The organism is Streptomyces sp., from assembly GCF_035563135.1.
In the GTDB taxonomy this organism is placed as follows: Bacteria; Actinomycetota; Actinomycetes; order Streptomycetales; family Streptomycetaceae; genus Streptomyces.
Genome location: NZ_DATMVN010000860.1, coordinates 1 through 4,728 on the forward strand (window position 1 = coordinate 1; position 4,728 = coordinate 4,728).

Annotated in this window: 5 protein-coding genes and 1 pseudogene; 3 read left to right on the forward strand and 3 right to left on the reverse strand. The window is 70.5% G+C overall.

Features of this window, described 5'->3' with window-relative positions; genetic code table 11:
- Positions 1 to 319 (forward strand): annotated as a pseudogene (locus VN520_RS37945) (restriction endonuclease subunit R); the annotation flags it as partial.
- A gap of 425 nt (positions 320 to 744) precedes the next feature.
- Positions 745 to 1,308, forward strand: coding sequence for a DUF6207 family protein (locus VN520_RS37950; protein WP_325751507.1), 564 nt, complete (start codon positions 745 to 747; stop codon positions 1,306 to 1,308).
- On the opposite strand, the gene VN520_RS37955 is transcribed toward VN520_RS37950, so the two are convergent.
- The 3 genes from VN520_RS37955 to VN520_RS37965 form a co-directional block, all read right to left on the reverse strand.
- A complete protein-coding gene (locus tag VN520_RS37955) occupies positions 1,305 to 1,484 on the reverse strand; it encodes a TIGR02391 family protein (protein ID WP_325751511.1) in 180 nt (59 codons plus the stop codon). The two genes, VN520_RS37950 and VN520_RS37955, sit on opposite strands and share 4 nt — an antisense overlap.
- 101 nt (positions 1,485 to 1,585) lie before the next feature.
- Entirely contained in the window at positions 1,586 to 1,819 is a 234-nt protein-coding gene (mihF, locus tag VN520_RS37960; RefSeq protein WP_325751508.1) for an integration host factor, actinobacterial type, read from the reverse strand.
- 551 nt (positions 1,820 to 2,370) lie between these two features.
- Positions 2,371 to 2,721 carry a hypothetical protein gene (locus tag VN520_RS37965; RefSeq protein WP_325751509.1) on the reverse strand — a complete coding sequence of 117 codons (351 nt, stop codon included), beginning with the start codon at positions 2,719 to 2,721 and terminating at the stop codon, positions 2,371 to 2,373.
- 228 nt (positions 2,722 to 2,949) lie between these two features.
- Between VN520_RS37965 and VN520_RS37970 the strand changes: the two genes are divergently transcribed.
- Positions 2,950 to 4,641: a hypothetical protein gene (locus tag VN520_RS37970; RefSeq protein ID WP_325751510.1), complete on the forward strand. Its 1,692-nt coding sequence runs from the start codon at positions 2,950 to 2,952 to the stop codon at positions 4,639 to 4,641.
- Positions 4,642 to 4,728: the final 87 nt, after the last annotated feature.

The following is a 4,728-nucleotide window of genomic DNA, read 5'->3' on the forward strand; positions in this document are numbered from 1 at the left end:
CCCCGGCCAGCGCGACCTGCTCACCGCACTGCGCCTCACCCCCGCCACCAGCCCCCTGGCACCGGCCCGCCGCACCCGCCGCACCTTCGCCCAGACCGTGCAGCTCCTGGAACTCTTCCTCCACCGCCACGGCCGCGCCCCCACCGCCCGCGAAACCCTCCGTGTCGACGGCGACACCGTCCAGATCGGCCCCTGGTTCGCCAAAACCCGCACCAAGTACCGCGAGGACCAACTCCCCGCCGAACACGCCGCCCTGATTGCCTCCCTCTTCGACGGAGACTGGTGCACCCCGAACGCCACCCCGGCTGACCTGACGTGAGGCCTTCCAGCATCCGGCCCAGCACCGCGGTCACTCGTACGGGCCCCGACCCGGCCTCGTCAGCCCCCGCCCCCGGGGCAAGCGCCCGATCATGGCGAACGGAGCCCGGCCGGGCGCCCTTCGCACGTCGACCGGCCGGGCCGCACCACCGGCACCGCGCCCCGGCCACGATGCCGATCGTCACACCGACCCCGGGCGGCTCACCGCGGTCGCGTCGAACGGCCCGCTTTCCGGAGGCGACGCCGCCTGCACGGACACGCCCCAGGGCGCACGCGCAGGCGCTGGGACGGTCGGTACCGAACCGCTGTTCCGTCGGACCGCGAAGTCGGTGAGGCCCGCAAGTCGGCCACCTCTGTGCGCGTCTTCTTCCAGGTGAACTTTGGCGCAGGCCGTAACCCGGATGCGGAGGCGGGCGTCTTGCAGGCATGGGAGACATCGCTACGGCGCACCTGTCCGGGCCCGGTACGGCCTACGTCGACATCGCCGGGGTCGACGAGACGACCGTGCGGCAGATTGCCGAGCTGCTGTCGGGCACCTGGATGACGAGCGGGCCACCCGCCGTTCAGCCGGCCAGGTACGTGCCGGGGCAGGCGCCCTATAGCGGCCGGGTGTACCTCGACACCACGCGGCCTGCTCCGGGCAAGAAGCGCGTGCTTCCCGCAGATTGGGTCCGGTTCACCTCGCCGCCATGGGGTGCCCGCACCGACGGAGTGAAGGAGACCTGCCTACGCCGCAGAAGGGACGGGCGGGCCTGCGAGCGGCAGGCGGCGGAATGGCCGCGCGGATATGGCGCAGAGGATCCCGGGGCCTGCTGGTCGCATCTGACCAAGAGGGAGCAGCAGGAGTGTGTGCAGGCCCGGCAGGCGTACCACGAGGCATTCTGGGCGATGAAACGCCGGCACCAGGCAGAGGCGGGACACAGCCGGAACGAATGGTGCGACGGTTGCGCCCTGCTCCCCTGGCAGAGGTCATCGGGGGTCGCGTTCTAACCCGCATCGCCGGGTTGTCCGGTCAGATGCTCCAGCGCCTCCTGCCGAGACCAGTTCACAGCCTCCGCGTGGGCTGCGACGTTGCGAATGGCGAGGAACGTACCCGCGCCGAAGTGCTTCGCCCTTTCCTGCCGCGCTCGCCACGTCGCTGTTGTGCGGTCACCCTGAAAGCGCATCCACGGCCTTCCGAGCAGGGCTAAGAGCGTGTCGACAGCCTGCGCCGGATGCTGCACCACTGAGTTCTGGGCGGGCGGGGAGCGCAGAGGCGGCCAGTCAGTCAGGCTTGGGGCGGGAACAGCTCGATCAGGCGGGCGCGCTGTCGTTCGCCGAGCCCCTGGATCCTTCGTTTTTCCGAGATGCCGAGGTCCACGAGATGACGGCGGGCCTTCACCGCGCCGACGCCGGGGAGAGACTGCAGGAGATTGAGAGCGCGTGTCTGCCGGGCGGTGTCGTCGCTGCGGTCCAGGATGTCGAGAAGCGAAAGACGTCCAGCCTTCAACGCCGCGAGCATCTCGCTGGCCGGCTTCGACGATCGCCTGCCATACGGGGGCGGCGACGGCGACCGGACGGCGCCCGGGCACCAGGCACAGCACCCAGCCCGGCTCGCCGTCCCGCTCGTGGATCCGACGGCCTCGCCTACCCCTTCACCGCAGTCCAGGACGACTGGGTCCTCGCAGGCCGCCCCACCCCCTCCCTAGGGGACGCCTACACCGCAGCCCGCCCCACCCTCCGTAACCGCCGAGGCTGAACCCCACCCAGCGGCCGGCGGGGCCACGGCCGTGAACACGACAGCAAACGTCGGCCGCACCGACAGAAATGTCAGCGCGGCCGACATTCCGCTGTGTTGTGCCCCCGGGGGTGACGCAACACGGGGCGGGTTCACCGGCTTGTGGCTGCCTCCTGGTGCTTGGAGATGGTGCAGTTGGGCCGGTTGCAGACCTTCTTGTTGCGCTGGACCGCCCTGCAGAGCGGGGCATGCCTCCTGCAGCGGTCATCCTCCGGTACAGGGGTGTCGCGGCAGATCCGCCGGGCGGACACCGTCCACTCAGTGTCCGAGCACACTCAGGTGCAGCGGCCCATTTCAGCAGCGCGCTCAGGGACGTGCGCCTCACACGGGTTGCCCTCCTTCTCGACCGAGGTGCCGCACCACTGCCGCGGCATGGTGCCCGGCGTCAGGACGTCGTCCAGCGGTTCCATGCACAGCGGGTGGCAGAGGGCCTCCAGCCGGGCGGCCAACGTGTCCAAGCCGTGGGCGAGCGCCAACTGGGACAGCGCCCGCAGCAGCTCCGGGCCGGCCTCGATGTACCACTCCCCGTAGTCGTCACCGTTGATGTAGCCCGGGCTCGGGCTCAACTTGGCTGCGGCATCCAGCGTGGTCGCGACAGCATCAGCGGTTCGGGGAGTCCTGGTCATCGCACGCAGCCTTCTTCGATGGGGATCACGGCAGGGCAGGTGAGTCCGCCTACTTCAACGAGCGGCCCCCGGCTCGGGGCACTCTCGGCGCAGGCATCCGCAGACTGCACGCTGCGGCTCCGTGGCCAGCCCCGGGGAGTTGTACGGCGTGAGCGCACCAACGCGCTGGGAAACAGGTGATCGGCTGCGCAGCGAAGGGGCGGCTGGCACGCTGTGTTGAGGAGAAGGGTGAGGCGTGTGCGGCATGATCGACGACAGATCCAGACAGCGGTACTCGGCAGGGCGGATTCCGAAGAGCCGCTCGTTCTGCCGCTGGAGGCCATCGAACTCGATGCCTTCCGCAACCTCCACGAACACGACTCCTTCTGGTGCGGGCTCCTTCTGGGAGGTTGCGGTGGTCAGCTGACGACGAAGCTCTACACCGACCGGGTCTGCCACTTCGCCCATCACCCTGGCCCCGACGGCCAACCCCACATCTGCGGCCGCCGCGCCCGAGGCATCTCCAGCGCCGACCACCTGTACGTGAAGTCCGCGGCCGCCGCCTGGTTCCGGAGCAGGGGCGAGGAAGCCGACATCGCCTTCGCCCAGCCCAACGGGTCACCGGTCGGCTCGCTGGTGGACATCACCTCCCGTCACCGCCGGCTGCACGTGCACCTGGACCAGTCGCTGGATCCGGTGTGGGACGACGACGGCATCGAGCCGGTGCTGGGGATGTCTGTGCCGGTCGACCGGGACACCCTGATCCGCCGCTGGTACGTGCACCGGATCCGCCTGGACAGTGAAGGCACCGCCCGCCGGGTACAGATCGGCACCGAGGCGTTCGCACGGCCCGTCGAGTGGTTCGAGCTGGACACGTGCCAGATGACTGAGCGCGGCCTGTCGACACCGGCGGTAGAGAAGATCATCCGCTCCCGTACCAGCCGGCCGCCCGCCCCGGCCCGGACGGCGGGCAGGACACGCACAGCCCCGGATGCCGAGTTGCGGGCGCAGGTTCTGCTGCGTCAGCTTGCCGACGCTCGTAAGCTGGAGGCCGTCGTCGTCGTGACCCGGCTGTGCGGCCAGATCGCCGATATCACCGACGCCAAGAAGGAGACGCAGGTTCAACTTGCGGCCGCCGTCGCGGACGCCCGGCATTGGCTGGAGCAGCAGACCGAGGCCCGCCGTGGCCTCCTCGCCGACCTGGACGCCGCAGTGGCTGCCGGCCACACCCAGCGCGTTCGGACGCTGCTCACCCACGTCAACGCGACTGCCGCCTCAGACCGCACCGAGGAGGAGACCCGCGTGGTCGGTAAGGCCGCCGACCACGTTGCCACGGTCGCCTCGGCGGCGGCCGAGCGCGTACATACCCTCCTGGAGGACCTCCGTCACCTCCCCCGGGGCGTGGCCGCGCACGTTCTGCGCCCCCAGGTTCAGCAGCTGATTCAGGCAGCGGCCGACGCCGGCCGTTTGAGGCCGCGCCAGGAGGACCAGGTTGCTGCCTGGAAGGCTCGCGCCGGCCTCAACAAGCCGGCCACGCCCCAGGCCGCCGCGCCCCGCGTGTCGGATGTGCAGCCGCACCGGCGCCCGCAGCTGCACAAGCAGGTAGCACGGCGGCACTGGATAAAGACAAGCTGTCCGCGCTGCCGGGTGGGCAGCGGGCAGGAATGCGTCGTCGATGACGGGAGCCACAGTCGTCAGGTGCGGTACGTGCCCCATGACGAGCGGCTGCAGCCGATCATCGACGAACGCAGGGAACGGCAGAGGCACCAGCCGAAGCCGCCTCCGCCGTGGCGGGTGTATGAGGTGACCTGTCCTGACTGTGGCCAGGGCGCTGACGCGCGGTGCACGACGCCGAGCGGCCCGCACCGCTCACGCGTCGAACGGGCCAAAGAGTTCACCCGTCGTCGAAAGCCCCGGCCTGAGACCGGCACCGAGGCGTGACCTGGCGAAGGCCGCCCGAGGTGACCACCCCGGCGCCGTCCCGCTAGCCGGGCAGAGGAGTGGGGGGACACGCTTGCCCGCCTGCCC